Below are 13,855 nucleotides of genomic sequence, written 5' to 3'. Positions count from 1 at the left end.
GATCTTCACGCAGCGTTCGCAGATGGCGCGGTTGCGCAACGGCCGGCGCGTCAGGAGAGCGTGACGAAGCGCGTCGGCGACGCGGGACTCGCTCAATTGGAGAGGCCGTGCCCCCTGATCGGGCACCGATCAGCTGCGTCCCCGTCGAATGGCGGGCGGTTGCACCCGCGCCAATCTCCCGGTCCTCCGCGCGCCCTCCCCTTGTCGCTCGCGTCACCCGGTAACCGCTTATCGATACAGCGTTCCGTGTGTCGGGAAAAAATCCGGTGAGAGCACGCGCGATGGTTCGGGGCGGCACGCAATGGACGGAACCTCATTCCTAACCGCCTAACTTGACCCCGTCCCCCTCCCGCTCCGCTCAGCGCTCGACGACGAGGTTGCGGCGCAGCACGACCGGCTTGCCGCCGGTGCTGCGCTTGACGACCCAATGCGACAGCGCCGAATCGAGGTAGTCCGCGTGCGACGGGAACCACGACGACAACGCCTCCGCGAACTTGCGGCCGATCTCGATATTGCCTGCGACGACGAGCGGCTCGACTTCGAGCGCCGATTTGTAGACCGCGTCGTGGTCATCCACGTGACACGATGTCGACGGGAAATCGGTCGCCTCCATCAACGCCTTCTCCTCGGCGAAATGCGCTTCGACGTGCTCGATGAAGGCGCGCATTGCCGCCGGGAACTCCTCGTCCGCGCACGTCAGCATTCGGTCGACCGCGCTCACGAACTCGCGATGCGTATCGTCCATGCGCGCGTGCCCGAGCAGGTAGGCGTCCGTCCAGGGCATTCCCTTCTGTGTGTTCATGTTTCGTCTCCGCTCGTTATGAATTGATTGTTTCGATTGCCAGGGCGCACAGCGGCCCGAGCTCGGCCATAAGGTACTCCCGCTGCACTTCCGGCGACCAGCTCAGCGGGTCGAAAACCGACTGCACGGCAACACCGATGACGATCACCAGCAGGCGCCGGGCGACGGAGTCGAACTCCCCGGGCGCGGGCGGAAGGCCCTGTCGCGCACGCGCCTCGAGCACACCCCGCAGCAGCCGCCGCGCGTTGAGCGCCTGGGACGCCTGCTCCGCGGCGAAGTCCGGGTCGAGCACCGCAATGTGCCAGAACGCGAGATAGACCTTCCAGTCCTGGATGCTCGGTTCGTCCCGCGGCAGCAGTGCTTCGAGACAGCCGAGGAGATCGGACGGGTCGCGGTCGAGCGCCGCCGCCACCCGCGCCTGGGCGTTCGCCGCAGCAGTCCGATAAGTATGGAGCAGCAGTTCCTGCTTGCTCGAAAAGTAATGGGTGACGATGGCCGTGCTGTAGCCGGCTTCCGCGGCGATCTCGCGCATCGTCAGGGCCTCGATTCCGACGCGCGCGATGATGTCGGCCGCGATCCGGGCGACGTGCAGGCGGCGGTGAGCATGATCTACGACAGCAGGCATTGACTTATCTCAAAGAGTACGTTTAATCTAATTTACAACAAGCGTTATAAAAAAATAAAGCTTTTTGATCGGACGCCGTTTGCGCACGTTCGACACCGGTTGGACGGAGAACTGCTCCATTTAGAACACGGGAGTCTTCGAGATTCCCCGACCCGACACCAAGGAGAGACAAGGATGAGTCAAGACACGCTTCCCAAGATGCCTAGTCGCCGCCAGGCACTGATCCGCGGCAGCCTGGCCGCCAGCGGGCTGGTCGCGGCGGCCGTCGCCCCGGCCGCGCAGGCGGCGGCAAAGTCGGCAGGCAAACAGCACTGGGACCATGAAGCCGACGTCGTCTGCATCGGCTCGGGCGCGGCTGCGTGCTCCGCCGCCGTCACCGCCGCCGGCCTCGGCGCGAAGGTGATTCTGGTTGAAAAGATGCCGCTTCCGGGCGGGACAACCGGAAAATCCGGTGGCGTCACCTGGATTCCGAACAATCCGCTGCTGCGCGCGCGCGGGGTTCAGGACGAAAAGGCCGATTGCCTGCGCTTTCTGGCGCGCTATGCCTATCCGCGCCAATACACCCCCAACAGTTCGACGCTCGGCCTGCCGGAAGCGTCCTACCGCCTGCTCGAAGCGTTCTACGACAACGGCTCCCCGATGCTCGAGAACATGGACAAGCTCGGCGCCGTGCGTTTCCGCGAGTTCAAGATGTGGTTCGTCGACAAGTACGCGCCGGACTACGCCGATCACCTGCCGGAGAACAAGACACCGCGCGGGCGAGCGCTCGAACCGGCTGAGGGCGCGAGCTCCGCCGGCGGCGGCGCGAGCCTCGCGGCGCAGATGGAGAAATGGCTTGCGGCCCGCGGGACGCCGATCCTCCTCGAACATCGCGTGACGAATGTCGTGAAGGACGGCGACCGCGTCATTGGCGTCGAAGCGCTGAACGGCGACAAGCTCGTGCGCATCAAGGCCCGCAAGGGCGTCGTGTTCGGCACCGGCGGCTATGCGCACAACGCGAGCCTCTGCGGCCTGCACCAGCCGGGCATCTACGGCGCGTGTGCGATGCCCGGCTCGACAGGCGACTTCATCTCGATCGCCACCGACGCCGGCGCTCGCATGGGTTCGCTCGACACGGCCTGGCGCACGCAGGTCGTGCTCGAGGAAGCACTGGAAAACCGCGCGATCGGCCTCGGCGCGTTCGTGCTGCCCGGCGACTCGATGCTCGTCGTCAACAAGTACGGCCGTCGCATCGGCAACGAGAAGATCAACTACAACGACCGCACGCAGCTCCACTTCGTCTTCGACCCCGTCCGCAAGGAATACCCGAACCACCTGCAGTTCATGGTGTTCGATTCCCGCAGCCTCGACGCATTCGGTGGGGCCTTTCCGATTCCCGCCGACAAGCGCGCGTCGCGCCATCTGATCGAAGGGGCGAACGTGGCCGAGCTTTCGGCGAACATCGCGGCCCGCCTCGCGAAGATCGAGGACAAGACTGGCTGCTGCACCCTCGCGCCCGAATTCGCAGCGTCGCTCGAGGAGACGATCGGACGCTTCAACGGCTACGCGAAGAACGGTCGCGACCCGGAATTCGACCGCGGCCTGCACGAATACGACCGCGACTGGCAGGAACTCTTCTCGCCGATGCGCAAGGGCACGACGCAGGCGAAGAATCCGATGCCGAACCCGACGATGCACCCGCTCGACACCGGCGGTCCGCTGTACGCGTTCATCCTCGGCCCCGGCGCGCTCGACACGAATGGCGGCCCGATGATCAATGAGCACGCGCAAGTGCTCGACGCGTCGAATAAGCCGATTCCCGGCCTGTACGGCGCGGGCAACTGCATCGCGAGTCCGGCGCGCGGCGCCTATTTCGGCGCCGGCGGCACGATCGGCCTCGCGCTGACCTTCGGCTACATCGCAGGGAAGCACGCGATGCAGGGCGCCGAGGTGCGCGCATGAGACCGCACCGGTTCGCGCTCGCCCTCCTCGCTGCGACGGCCGGCGCGAGCGCTGCGGACGATGTCAGCTTCAGCCGCGATCTCGTCCCCGTGCTACGGGCGAACTGCGCGACGTGCCACCTGACCGGCCAGGAGGCCGGCAACATGAAGCTGCACCCCGCGGCGGCCTACGCGTCGCTCGTCGGCGTGCCCTCGGTCGAGAGCAAGCTCAAACGCGTCGAGCCCGGTGCACCGGAGCGCAGTTACCTCATGCACAAGCTCGACGGCACGCATCTGGACGCGGGCGGGAGCGGCGAACAGATGCCGTTCGGCGCGCCTGCGCTCGACGAAGCGACGCGGCAGAGCATGCGCGCGTGGATCGCGGCCGGCGCACAAAACAACTGACACCGGCGCCAGCAAACGGCGCCACGCAAGCGGAGAAGAATGGACGGGCATCGGACGAGGCGCATCGAAAACAGGCAAGCCTGTTTAAGAAACGCCTCGCCCACGCGGCCCGACCTGAGGAAATGCCCCCGGAAGGGGGCTGCGCCAGGACCGCTCAGACAGTCCGGCACTTTGATCGACGACAGAGAGAGAAGCGTTCAACCCAAACCACAACCGACGCTGTCGGGACTGACAGGAGCGAGACATGGGCAACTTGAGCATTCAGGAAAAATTCGAACGGGAACTGGTCAAGGGCAGTTTCCTGCGCGGCGATCCGATCACCGGCGACCGTTACTACTCGCGCGAATTCGCACAGAAGGAATGGGATCACGTCTTCACGCGGACGTGGCAGATCGGGGGTATGGCGTACCAGTTGGAGAAGCCGGGCTCGGTGATCACGTACGAGATCGGCAACGAGTCGATCCTGATGACGCGCGCCGAGGACGGCAAGATCCGCGCCTTCTATAACGTCTGTCCGCACCGCGGCAATCGCCTCGTCGCCGAGGAAGAGCGCTGCGGCACAAAGCGCATGGTGTGCGCCTACCACAGCTGGACGTTCAGCCTCGACGGCGTGGTGCGCCACGTCCGCGACGCGGAGGATTACCCGCAGGGCAGCCCGGTCGGAAAAATGAAGCTCGAGGAAATCCGCTGCGACGTGCTCGGCGGGCTGGTGTGGTTCAACATGGACCCGAACGCGCGGCCCCTGCGCGAGTCGCTCGGCGTCGTCGCCGATCATCTCGACGCGTATCAGACCGACAAGTGGGTCCGCGTGATGTGGCTCACCGGCAAGGTCGACTGCAACTGGAAGATCATCCACGACAACTTCAACGAGGCGTACCACGTCCTGAGCCTGCATCGCGAACTCGGCACCTTCATCGACGACGCCTACCAGAATACGGATTACGACATCTACGAGACCGGGCACAACCGCATGCGCATGAAAGGCTGCCTGCCGTCGAGCAGCAGCCGGGTCGGCGAAGTCCAGGCTCCGCTCGACGCGATCCTGCGCCAGTGGGATCTCGATCCGGCCGCCTTCAACGGCCGCGTGCGCGAGGCGCGCGCTGCGATCCAGCAGCAAAAGCGCAAGCTCGGCGCCGAGCGCGGCCAGTGGCAATACGAGAAGCTGTCCGACGACCAGTTGACCGACTATCACCACATCACGGTGTTCCCGAACATCTCGCTCACGATGTCGGCCGACGGCTACCAGGTCCTGCGCCCGCAGCCGCACCCGACCGACCCGGAGCAGTGCCTGTTCGACCACTGGTTCATGGTCCCAGTCATCGACGGCGTCACCGAAGTGGCAACGCCATTGGGCACGCGCAAGGTCGAGCCGGCGCCGCACGAGACGTTCCTGCACGGCGACGCGTCGCTTGGCTTCGTCGCCGACCAGGATCTCAGCGTCGCGGTCGCACAGCAGCGCGGTCTGCATTCGCGCGGCTACAAGGATTCCTACCTGACCCGGCAGGAAGACCGCGTGCGGCGGCTGCACGAAGTGATCAACGACCACATCGAAGGCCGCCGCTGATCCAGCGGGAGGGCCGCTCCCTGCCCGACGGGCGCGCCGGTGCCCGAGGGGCGGCGGTGCGCGGTCGATTTCCATTACATCGCGCTGGCGCAGATCGCCTGAGGCGACTCCGAGGCCGTGCGCCGTTTAACCCGCCGCTCGGGCTACCTTCCGGAGCGGCAGCCCCGGCCGCTGCCAAGGTGGCCGTCGAAGCCGCTGCTCTTCGGATCAGCCTGCGTCGCTGCGACCCGCCTTACTTCGCTTCTTGCCAGCTTCCGCTCGGGCAGAATTCTTCTGTGCCTGGCGGCGGGCGCCGTCCGCCTGGTCGAGCCACAGCAGCGCCTCGACATACGGGATGAATTGCTCGAGGTATTCGGGGGCGATGTCGCGAATCGTCCCGAGCGCCCGGAGGACGAGGAAATGCGAATTGAGCGGACCGGCGTTGTCGGGCGCTTGCGCGAAGGCGCGGGAGAGCTGCTGGTCGACGCTGAGCTTCGACCAGGTGCGGCGGAAATATTTCAGGGATTTCAGTTCGACGCGGCGCTCGACTACCAGCCCTGCAGCCGGCAGCTCGTCTGCGGTCGCACTGTCCGACGAGCGCTGCGCGATCTCGACGAGCAGATCGGCCAAAAACCGGCTGCTCCGCTGCGCTTCGAGGCGCGCAAGCAGGCGTTGCAGCCCGCGGAAATCGCCGGCGTCGCAATGCTGTCGCAGTGCGTCCGCCGCGTCCGGAAATCGCGACATGCCACGGGCCAGCCGGTCCCCCGCCTCGCGCTCGGCTCGATCGGCGCGTTCGCGGTATTCGGACAGCATCTGGGCCAGTCGGGCGTCCAGTACGTCCCGGATCCGATCCCGATGTCCGGCCGCTCGCCGGGCCAAGGCCTCGATGAAACGAAAGCGGACCGGATCGAAACGCTGGGCCCCGCCTGCGCGCAGCGAGTCGATCTGCGCGCCCAGATCATCGTTCGAAGCGTGCGGCGCCACGGCGTCGGACTTCGCTGGTTGACTCACCGGGGCGCCCCCGCCTCCTTGTTGCGGGACTTCGGCACCGGCGCCATCTCGACGCGCCGGTTCCTCGACCGTCCGTCGTCGTCGGCATTGGACGCCACGGGCTGCTCGGCGCCGAACGCCGCGGCAAAGACCGACGAGGACGGGATGCCTTCGTCGATCAGCGCGCGTGTGACCGTCAGCGCCCGCTGCGCCGAAAGCTCCAGGTTGTCGGCGAAGTGCCGGTTGGTGTCGCGCACCGGCCGGTCGTCGGTAAACCCGCTCACCATCAGCATTTCGTCGTTGACCGAGAGATACGCAGCCAGCGGCGGCGCGAGGCTCTCGAGGAGCTGCCGGCCTTCCGGCTGCAGTTCGTCCGAGTTCAGCGCGAACAGCACGCTGCCGCTGATCCCGATGCGGCCGTTGTCGAGCGTCACGCGGCCGGCCGCGAGCGGCACCGCCAAGGCCTTTTCCAGCGCCTCGCGCCGCTGCTCCTCCACGCGCCGCTTCTGCACTTCCGCTTCGAGGGTCGTCACCAGGTCGAGCTGCACGCCGAGGACGCCCACGAGGATCAGCACGAACGCGCCGAGCAGGCCCGACATCAGGTCGCCGAAGACGGCAAAGGCCGGTGCGGAGTGTTCGATCCCGCCGTCGATCTCGTCCACCGTCACACCTCGCCGACCAACGACGCCTGCTTGCCGGAAAGCTGCTGCAGGTCCTCGACGATCTGCTGCTGCGACATGATGCTCAAGTCGATGATTTCCCGCGCCTGGGCGACGTAATAGGCGAGCTGTTCGTCGCTGCGCGCCATCGATTTGTCGAGCGCCCCTTCGATCCGCGCGAGCGTCGCCATCAGCTTGTCGCTCGATTCGCTGAAGAGCTGCACCGCAAGGCCGAACGCTTCGCTCAGGCTCGCCACCTCGACGGCGCCGCTGCCGATCTGGCTCGCGACGTCCGCCATCCGCGCGGATTCGGCGTCGATACGTTCGGCAAACCGGAAGCCCGCGGTTTCCAGCGCCGCCGCGGACGCCGTGACGAGCCCGTCGATGGCCGCCCGCTGTTCGGTCGATGCGCGGTTGATCGCCGCGAGCAGCGCGCCCGATGTCTCCAGGATGCGGCGGCGTTCCGCGAGGAGTTCGTTATCGCGGGCGATGCTCGCGGTGAGCTCCTGCCGCAGCTCGCCGATGACTTCCGCCGCGGCCTGCGGAGCTTGCGCCGCCACGTGCATGAGCCGGGCGACTTCGTCGATCGTGCCGGTCGCCTGTGCCCTCGCCTCCGCGGCGATTTCAGACGCGGCTTCGTTCAGCGTGCGGCACAGCTGCTCCTGCTGCGCGAGCGTCTGCGTGGCGGCTTGCTGCCATTCCTGCTGCAGTGACGCCGCCATCGCTTCCAGCGTCGCGCCGAGCGCCGCCTGTCGCGCGTCATTCCGTGCTGCCGACTCCGCCTGCAGCGCTGTGGCGGTGTCCTGCACGGAGGTCAACAGCGTCGCCGAGCGCTGCGCGAAGGTGTCGGCGAAAGCATTCAGCGAGCGATGCATCTCCCCGCTCAGGTGTTCGCCGGCGCGTTCATGGCGCGCGAGCGCGCTCGTCCAGTTTTCGGCCGCGGTGCCGACCGCGGTTCCAAGCCGCGCTGCGAGGCCGTCGAGTTGCCTTTCGACCGAATCGGCGAGCCTCGCGTGCAGCGCCGCCGACTCACGGGCGACGCCGCTCGTCGTGTTCGCGAGATCCGCGCCCAGCGCCGCATGGGCCGCTTCCACCGAATTCAGCAGCGCAGCTGAGTGCTTCTCGAAGGTTTCGGTATAGGCGGCGAGCGTGTCCTGCAGATTCCTGTTCAGGCTTTCGGTCGTACCCTGGTGGCTGGCAAGTGCCGCGGTCCAGGTATCCGCGACCGTCGCCACGCTGCGGTCGAAGCGCTCGGAAAGGCCGTCGAGCTGAGTCGTCACCGTAGCGGCGACGCGCTCGTGCAACGCGCTCGTTTCGCGCGCAATGCCGGTCATCGTCGCCTCGACCGCGGGGCGGATCGTCTCGCCCGCGACGCGCGCGCTTTCGGTCAGGCTCGCCTTGAGGGACTGGTCGACGGACGCCGCGAGCTCCGAAACCATCCCGCGCGCATCGCGGTAAAAGCGTTCCTGCTCGCCTGCGAGACGCTCGTTCAGCTCCCTGCCCTGCCGGTCCATCTGCGCCGTCATCGCCTGCAGTGTCAGCACCACGTCGGGCAGCGCCGCGGCCTGCACCTGCAGTGCCTTGTAGGTTTCCTGCCGCTGATGCGCAAGCGAGAAACCGCGCAGCGTCGTCGCGATCCTGAAGTCGAGCAGTTGTGACGTCTGCAGGCGGGCGCGCCGACACAGCGACGAGACGAGGCCGAGCATCGCGGACGCCGCGACGCCCGCGACCGAGGTGCCGAACGCAACCCCCAGCCCCTTCACCGGCGCAGCGAGCGCGGTGCGGATCGTCTGCAGGTCACTGCTGCTTTCGAGCGCGAGGACGGCGCCGTTCAACGTCACCACCATGCCGAGGAAAGTCCCGAGCATTCCCAGCAGCACCAGCAGCCCTACCAGATAAGGCGTCACCGCCGGCCCCGGCAGGCCGATGCGCTCGCCTTCGACGCGCAACCGCACCGCGTTCTGCAGCGTCGGCGGCAGCCCGCGGAGCCAGGCGCCGAGTTCCGTCAGGTTCTCGGGAATCGCGGCGAGGGCTGCGTCCAGCGCAGCGGTCGCCCGGTGAAAACGCAGCAGCTCGACGCCACCCACCACGTACACGGCGCCGATCAGCGCCGTCATTGCCAGCGCCAGCGGACTCGCACCGATGTAGTCGACGCCCACCCACGAAACCGCGACCAGGCCGACGACAAAGGCCGCGGTGCAGATAATTCGATTCATTGCTTCCCTGTTACCTCATTGTCGAGTGCCGCGAGCAACCCCGCGACCGGCTGCAAGCGAAGCTCCAGCTCCGCCAGCAGCACCGCCCGAAGGTCAGCGCAGAAGATCGCCAGCCACCCGCCCCCCTGCATCCACCGCGAGGGGTCGTCCGCGGCCTGCGCTTCGGCGAACCTCGCCTGATGCGCGTCGTGGAGACGCGCGAAGCGCCGGCCGAGCAGCGCTGGCACCGTCGCCAGCAGGTCGCGCTCGCGGGCGGACAAGGCCTTGTCCAACACGGCATCCAGGCCGGCCAGCCGCGCGTGATTGGCCGAACGTCGCCCCAACGCTGTGCGAGCCTCGGTCCGCAAGGGGCCGATTCTCGCGGCCATCTCGCGCTGGTGGGCGAGATAGTACCGATGGTAAGGCGCGAAGTCGGCGGCCCTTTCGACCGTCTCGTTCGGCGCTGGAACTGGCAGTTCGATTCGCACCTTGTCGCCTTCGGCTCCCGCTACCCCGGTGATCGAATTCACCAAGGCCGCGCGCACACGCGTGAACGGACCCCGCACCGCGCGGATGTCGGCCGCGGGCGACTTAGACGGGACCTCCGCCGGCTGCGAGCCGGCGTCGAGCGCCGAGAACAGCGCCAGTGCGTCCCCGATATCCAGCCACTGCCCAAGTCTCTCGGCAAACGACTGTTTCGACGCGGACCCGTCCGTTTCCACGAGTTCGGTCAGAACGCGAACCAGCGCAGAACTGTTGAAATGCGTGCGCGGCAGCCGTTGCGCCATACCCGAAAAAAGCGGCAAGGCTACTACAAAGCGGCAAGCGGGTCAGCGATATCGCGGTGCTCATGGCGTCGCGCCGACGGAGGCGGCGTGCGGGGCGAGAATGGAGGCTCAACAGGCGCGACTACGTCGCACCGGAACAGGTCCGGATCAGCTGATGTAGCCGGTCGCAGGCGGCGGAAAGCTGATTTTCGGGTGTGGTGGCAACACCGAGAAGAAGCCCGGGGCGGTGAACTCCGGCCGTGCTGAACCATGCCGACAGTGGCGACGGCGCCAACCCGACCGCCAATGCTTCCCGGGCAATGATGCTGTCGCACGTCCCTTCCGGCAGCCAAAGCAGTACGCCCAGGCCCGCCGTACGCGCTGGATATCCCAGGGACTGCAACAGAGCGTGCAGTGCGCTGCTCCGGGCGGCATACACGCGCTTCATGCGACGCAAATGCCGCATGTAGTATCCGTCGCGCATGAACTCCGCCGTTGCCAGCTGCACTGCGGGGCCGGGAGCCGGGGCGAGACACATGACCGCCTCGGCGAAGTGCGAAACCAACGCAGGAGGCGCGACCACGAAACCGAGTCGAAGCGTGGGACTGATCGTCTTGCTGAACGAACCGATATGAATGACGCGCCCGTTGCCGTCCAGCGACGCGAGGGCGGGTGCAGCACGCCGTTTCAATTGGAGCTCGCCGAGATAGTCATCCTCGATGATCCACGCCCCTGTGCGCGTCGCCCACTCGATCAGTTGAGCCCGCCGGGCGAGCGACAGAGGCACTCCGGTCGGAGCCTGTTGGCCAGGTGTCACCAGCGCCAAGGCAGCATCCGGCGCGTGCTGCGTTCCGTAAGTAACGTCAATGCCGTCATCGTCAATCGGGATCGGGACCGGGGCAAGCCGCGCGATTTCAAGTGCTCGTCGGCTGGGGGGAAACCCGGGGTTCTCCACCCAGGCACTTCTCCCTTCCGCCCCGAGGACCCTGAGTGTGACGCCGAGTGCGCCGGAGAAGCCCGCAGTGATGAAGACTTGGGATGGGCGGCATTCGATGCCTCGCGAAAGTGCCAGATGCGCTGCGATCTCGCGTCTGAGTTCAGGTTCGCCGCGAGGATCCGGATAGATGAGCGGAGCGGCCACTTCGGCACGGGCGGCCTGTGCACGCAATCGCGCGAAGAGCGCGACCGGAAAACTGTCCGAGGCGGGCACGCCGTTTTGGAAGACAGATGTTCCGGTCCGGAAATCGTGGTATAGGGGCGGGACCGAATCCGCGGTATTGGATGGGTCCGACAACGCGACTCGTGCCGGGTGGTCTGCCACCCTTGTGCCGCCGGAGCGTGAGGAAACGACCAGTTGCTTATCCGCCAATCGCTCGTAAGCCGTCTTGACAGTGCCCCTTGCAACACCCAGTTGCGCCGCGAGGTCCAGCCACGAGGGCAGTCTCGCGCCGGGCGCGAGCACACCACTGTCGATTGCTGCCGTGACGCCGATGCGGATTTGTTCCGCCAAGGAGGTTTCCGCCGTTCGATCCAGCCTGAGGTTCAGGGTCTTCGCCATAGGGCATGGTACATCCGGAATATACGTTTCTGGTTCTTTTTAATGAACCTCCGCGGTCGCATACTCCCGCCGTCCCCCGAGGAGATGTTGATGAAGCGCACCTGCATTCTGCTGCCCCTGCTCGCCGCGATCGTCGCGACCTTTGCCGGAGCGGCCCGCGCCGATGGTCCCCGCGAAACGGTCAAGCCTAATTTTTCACAATCCCTCCCGCACATTCCCGGCAAATCGCTTGTCGCCGTGGAAGTCTCCTACCCTCCGGGGGCCGCGTCGGTGCCACATCGTCATGCCCAATCGGCGTTCATATATGCCTACGTCGTTTCCGGCCGCGTCGTGAGCCAGGTGGGAGAGCAGCCTGAGCGTACTTACACTGCGGGAGAGAGCTTTCATGAAGTGCCCGGCGCGCATCACTTCCTGAGCCGCAACGCGAGCGAGTCCGAACCTGCGAAACTGCTTGCCGTATTCATCGTCGATACCGACGACGAAATCTTGACTACCCCTGACAGATAGAGTTTTGAAATGAGCCAAAGACTGGATTACACGAAAACCTCGCCCGGTGGTGTTAAAGCCTTCGCCAGTGTCTACGGCTACGTGATGCAATCGGGACTCGATGACATTCTGGTCGACCTGGTCTACCTGCGCGTTAGCCAGATCAATGGATGCGCCTATTGCCTTGACATGCACACCCGCGACCTGATCAAGAAGGGCATCAAGGTCGAGAAGTTGGCGCTGGTGCAAGTGTGGCAGGAGGCCGCCGGACTGTTCAGCGACCGGGAACGTGCAGCCCTTGCCTGGGCGGAAACGGTTACCCGGGTCGCGCAGACTGGCGTTCCGGACGCCGAGTTCGAGGCGGCCAACCGCATCTTCAACGAGAAGGAACTGGCGGACCTGACCATGGCCATCGGCCTGATGAATGCATACAACCGTCTCGCGATCAGCTTCCGTCGCACGCCGGAAGCGGTTCTTGCAGCCGAGGCCTGAAAAAAAATCAAATTCTTACCATCCAACGACGGCAAGGCCCGTCACTTCAGTTACGGCTCAACGTATGGAACAGCGATTCGACATCAGCAAACTTATCCCGGAAGGCTATAAAGCCATGTACGCCCTGCATACCTACGTGCAGGGCGCCGGCCTTGATCTCGGCCTGCTCGAACTGGTGCGCTTGCGCGTATCAAAAACTAACGGCTGCGGCTTCTGCGTAGCCATGCATATTCCCTTGGCGCGAAAGTACGGCGTCACCGAGCATCAGATCCATCTCGTCTCCACGTGGAAGGAATCGCCAGTCTTCAGTGCTCGTGAGCGTGCAGCACTGGCTTGGGCCGATGCGGTCACGGCACTTGGCGGACAGGAAGTGCCGGATAAAGTCTATGAGCAAGTGAAGGCGGAGTTCACCCCTGAGGAGATCGCCAACCTCACGCTATGCATCGGCGAGATCAACACGTGGAACCGCCTCATGATCGCTTCACGTACGCCGCCGGCGCTGTAAGGGCGGCGTCGGCCGATCATTTCAGAAAGGACTTGCAATCGGTACGTTCCGACTGCTGTTCATATTGAAGCCCGGCCAGGCACGGCGTCATCCATATAATTGATACGCTCGACACGGCTGAAGGTTTCGCCTGCTTAGTCAGCGCGGGCCTTACCGCTCTTGCCGGGCGTCCTGCTGCTTAAGCCATCCGATAACGGCGTCGGCCACCGGCTTTTCGTAGCCACGGTAATCGTGCTTGGCGCCAGGAATTACAACCTGTAAAAAGCGCTCTGATACGAGTGTCTTTCTAAACGACGCGGCCTTGGCATCCATTTCGTTGTCGCCGTAGATGTCAATAATCGGAACCTTAACCTTTCGTAAGTTAAGGTTGGTGTTCACCGGCTCTTTTCCGCCGGCCGTCATCCCTACGCCGATGAATCCAGCGACTCCGGCGTCAGGGTTGTTCGCCAGGAAGCCACTCGTCATGCGTCCGCCCATGCTGTGACCCAACAGGTAGATCCGCTCAACCTTTTTTTCGTTCTTCAGGTAATCCAGTGCTGCTTGGATACGCCGATATGCCTCGGGAAACGCCGAAGCAAGTTCCGGGGATTCGGGCGAATCGACACCCGGGTCTGGCATCCGAAGTGACAGGGTGTGTAAACCGAGTTCCTTGTGTATGGCACGCCGAAGCGGGCCCACCACATTTCCATCGGCAGAATTCCCGCGTCCGTGTGCCAAGACGACGGCGACCTTCGACTCTTCTCCGTCCAGATACTCACCTTCGGGCATTTGGGCGACAGCGCGCAATGCGGAAACGCAACCGAGAACCAAAAGAAGCGACTGCCCGATACGCATGGCAAACCTCCCGGCGAAAGCCAATGTGTTGCACTCAGAAGTTGTGTTGCCCGCGATGAAATGCCTGTAATGCAG

General features: G+C 65.2%; 14 protein-coding genes. 6 read left to right on the top strand and 8 right to left on the bottom strand.

Annotation, left to right across the window (positions count from 1 at the left end):
* Positions 1 to 358: 358 nt before the first annotated feature.
* On the bottom strand, positions 359 to 802 hold the full coding sequence (locus V6M37_RS07630) for a hemerythrin domain-containing protein (protein ID WP_332671991.1): 444 nt from the start codon (positions 800 to 802) through the stop codon (positions 359 to 361).
* Between the two features lie 16 nt (positions 803 to 818).
* The gene (locus V6M37_RS07625; RefSeq protein WP_332671989.1) at positions 819 to 1,427 is read right to left on the bottom strand and encodes a TetR/AcrR family transcriptional regulator; all 609 of its coding nucleotides are present in this window, start codon (positions 1,425 to 1,427) and stop codon (positions 819 to 821) included.
* Between the two features lie 174 nt (positions 1,428 to 1,601).
* On the opposite strand from V6M37_RS07625, the gene V6M37_RS07620 reads away from it, so the two are divergent.
* The 3 genes from V6M37_RS07620 (at position 1,602) to V6M37_RS07610 (ending at position 5,315) form a co-directional block, all read left to right on the top strand.
* On the top strand, positions 1,602 to 3,368 hold the full coding sequence (locus V6M37_RS07620; protein ID WP_332671988.1) for an FAD-dependent oxidoreductase: 1,767 nt from the start codon (positions 1,602 to 1,604) through the stop codon (positions 3,366 to 3,368).
* Positions 3,365 to 3,751, top strand: a complete 387-nt coding sequence (locus V6M37_RS07615) for a hypothetical protein (protein WP_332671987.1) — start codon at positions 3,365 to 3,367, stop codon at positions 3,749 to 3,751. The genes V6M37_RS07620 and V6M37_RS07615 overlap by 4 nt, the downstream gene beginning before the upstream one ends.
* Positions 3,752 to 3,995: 244 nt before the next feature.
* Positions 3,996 to 5,315, top strand: coding sequence for an aromatic ring-hydroxylating oxygenase subunit alpha (locus V6M37_RS07610; protein ID WP_332671985.1), 1,320 nt, complete (start codon positions 3,996 to 3,998; stop codon positions 5,313 to 5,315).
* 207 nt (positions 5,316 to 5,522) lie between these two features.
* On the opposite strand, the gene V6M37_RS07605 is transcribed toward V6M37_RS07610, so the two are convergent.
* From V6M37_RS07605 to pdxR, 5 genes are all read right to left on the bottom strand, one after another.
* On the bottom strand, positions 5,523 to 6,278 hold the full coding sequence (locus V6M37_RS07605) for a DUF2894 domain-containing protein (protein WP_332671983.1): 756 nt from the start codon (positions 6,276 to 6,278) through the stop codon (positions 5,523 to 5,525).
* A 23-nt stretch (positions 6,279 to 6,301) separates the two neighbouring features.
* Entirely contained in the window at positions 6,302 to 6,946 is a 645-nt protein-coding gene (locus tag V6M37_RS07600) for an OmpA family protein (protein ID WP_332671981.1), read from the bottom strand.
* 2 nt (positions 6,947 to 6,948) lie between these two features.
* The gene (locus V6M37_RS07595; protein ID WP_332671979.1) at positions 6,949 to 9,159 is read right to left on the bottom strand and encodes a DUF802 domain-containing protein; all 2,211 of its coding nucleotides are present in this window, start codon (positions 9,157 to 9,159) and stop codon (positions 6,949 to 6,951) included.
* Positions 9,156 to 9,926, bottom strand: a complete 771-nt coding sequence (locus V6M37_RS07590) for a DUF3348 domain-containing protein (RefSeq protein ID WP_332671978.1) — start codon at positions 9,924 to 9,926, stop codon at positions 9,156 to 9,158. The genes V6M37_RS07595 and V6M37_RS07590 overlap by 4 nt, the downstream gene beginning before the upstream one ends.
* A gap of 121 nt (positions 9,927 to 10,047) precedes the next feature.
* Positions 10,048 to 11,463, bottom strand: coding sequence for a MocR-like pyridoxine biosynthesis transcription factor PdxR (gene pdxR, locus V6M37_RS07585; RefSeq protein WP_332671977.1), 1,416 nt, complete (start codon positions 11,461 to 11,463; stop codon positions 10,048 to 10,050).
* A gap of 90 nt (positions 11,464 to 11,553) precedes the next feature.
* On the opposite strand from pdxR, the gene V6M37_RS07580 reads away from it, so the two are divergent.
* From V6M37_RS07580 to V6M37_RS07570, 3 genes are all read left to right on the top strand, one after another.
* Complete coding sequence (locus V6M37_RS07580; protein ID WP_332671976.1) at positions 11,554 to 11,970, top strand: cupin domain-containing protein; 417 nt, start codon at positions 11,554 to 11,556, stop codon at positions 11,968 to 11,970.
* 9 nt (positions 11,971 to 11,979) lie between these two features.
* Positions 11,980 to 12,441 (top strand): carboxymuconolactone decarboxylase family protein, encoded by a 462-nt coding sequence (locus V6M37_RS07575; protein ID WP_332671975.1) that lies wholly within the window; start codon positions 11,980 to 11,982, stop codon positions 12,439 to 12,441.
* 64 nt (positions 12,442 to 12,505) lie between these two features.
* Positions 12,506 to 12,946 carry a carboxymuconolactone decarboxylase family protein gene (locus V6M37_RS07570; RefSeq protein ID WP_332671974.1) on the top strand — a complete coding sequence of 147 codons (441 nt, stop codon included), beginning with the start codon at positions 12,506 to 12,508 and terminating at the stop codon, positions 12,944 to 12,946.
* A 150-nt stretch (positions 12,947 to 13,096) separates the two neighbouring features.
* On the opposite strand, the gene V6M37_RS07565 is transcribed toward V6M37_RS07570, so the two are convergent.
* A complete protein-coding gene (locus V6M37_RS07565; RefSeq protein WP_332671972.1) occupies positions 13,097 to 13,780 on the bottom strand; it encodes an alpha/beta fold hydrolase in 684 nt (227 codons plus the stop codon).
* Positions 13,781 to 13,855: the final 75 nt, after the last annotated feature.

The organism is Aromatoleum sp., assembly GCF_036675785.1.
GTDB lineage: Bacteria > Pseudomonadota > Gammaproteobacteria > Burkholderiales > Rhodocyclaceae > Aromatoleum.
This window is presented reverse-complemented; position numbering and strand designations above follow the sequence as displayed.

Bases quoted from the DNA above. Each gene is read 5' to 3' on its own strand.
- V6M37_RS07615 (WP_332671987.1), top strand. From the start codon at position 3,365: ATGAGACCGCACCGGTTCGCGCTCGCCCTCCTCGCTGCGACGGCCGGC.
- V6M37_RS07595 (WP_332671979.1), bottom strand. From the start codon at position 9,159: ATGAATCGAATTATCTGCACCGCGGCCTTTGTCGTCGGCCTGGTCGCG.
- V6M37_RS07630 (WP_332671991.1), bottom strand. From the start codon at position 802: ATGAACACACAGAAGGGAATGCCCTGGACGGACGCCTACCTGCTCGGG.
- V6M37_RS07590 (WP_332671978.1), bottom strand. From the start codon at position 9,926: ATGGCGCAACGGCTGCCGCGCACGCATTTCAACAGTTCTGCGCTGGTT.
- V6M37_RS07620 (WP_332671988.1), top strand. From the start codon at position 1,602: ATGAGTCAAGACACGCTTCCCAAGATGCCTAGTCGCCGCCAGGCACTG.
- V6M37_RS07575 (WP_332671975.1), top strand. From the start codon at position 11,980: ATGAGCCAAAGACTGGATTACACGAAAACCTCGCCCGGTGGTGTTAAA.
- V6M37_RS07610 (WP_332671985.1), top strand. From the start codon at position 3,996: ATGGGCAACTTGAGCATTCAGGAAAAATTCGAACGGGAACTGGTCAAG.
- V6M37_RS07565 (WP_332671972.1), bottom strand. From the start codon at position 13,780: ATGCGTATCGGGCAGTCGCTTCTTTTGGTTCTCGGTTGCGTTTCCGCA.
- V6M37_RS07625 (WP_332671989.1), bottom strand. From the start codon at position 1,427: ATGCCTGCTGTCGTAGATCATGCTCACCGCCGCCTGCACGTCGCCCGG.
- V6M37_RS07570 (WP_332671974.1), top strand. From the start codon at position 12,506: ATGGAACAGCGATTCGACATCAGCAAACTTATCCCGGAAGGCTATAAA.
- V6M37_RS07580 (WP_332671976.1), top strand. From the start codon at position 11,554: ATGAAGCGCACCTGCATTCTGCTGCCCCTGCTCGCCGCGATCGTCGCG.
- pdxR (WP_332671977.1), bottom strand. From the start codon at position 11,463: ATGGCGAAGACCCTGAACCTCAGGCTGGATCGAACGGCGGAAACCTCC.